At 58.1% G+C, this 394-nt stretch carries 1 rRNA gene; it reads right to left on the bottom strand.

Going from position 1 to position 394, the window contains the following annotated elements:
* Nucleotides 1-70 precede the first annotated feature (70 nt).
* Nucleotides 71-394 (bottom strand): 23S ribosomal RNA (locus IH48_RS0132625); the annotation flags it as partial.

The following is a 394-nucleotide window of genomic DNA, read 5'->3' as shown; positions in this document are numbered from 1 at the left end:
CTTCGGACTCGCTTTCGCTACGGCTCCCCCACACGGGTTAACCTCGCAACACACCGCAAACTCGCAGGCTCCGGTACTATCCGCTATCGGTCACCAGGGAATATTTAGGCTTAGCGGGTGGTCCCGCCAGATTCACACAGGATTTCTCGAGGCCCGTGCTACTTGGGAAATCTTCAAACGAGCCGTGAACGTTTCAGCTACGGGGGTCTTACCCTCTACGCCGGGCCTTTCGCATGCCCTTCGCCTACATCCACGGTTTCTTACTCGCCGACCAGCCGGCAGACCAGTCACAAAAACTCCCACGACCCCGCCCACGCAACCCCTGCCGGGTATCACACATGAACGGTTTAGCCTCATCCAGTTTCGCTCGCCGCTACTCCCGGAATCACTATTG

The sequence above is a fragment of the Streptomyces sp. NRRL F-5126 genome (assembly GCF_000721265.1).
Taxonomy (GTDB): Bacteria; Actinomycetota; Actinomycetes; order Streptomycetales; family Streptomycetaceae; genus Streptomyces.
Note: the sequence above shows the minus strand (reverse complement) of the source record. Positions and strands in the feature narration are given on the sequence as shown.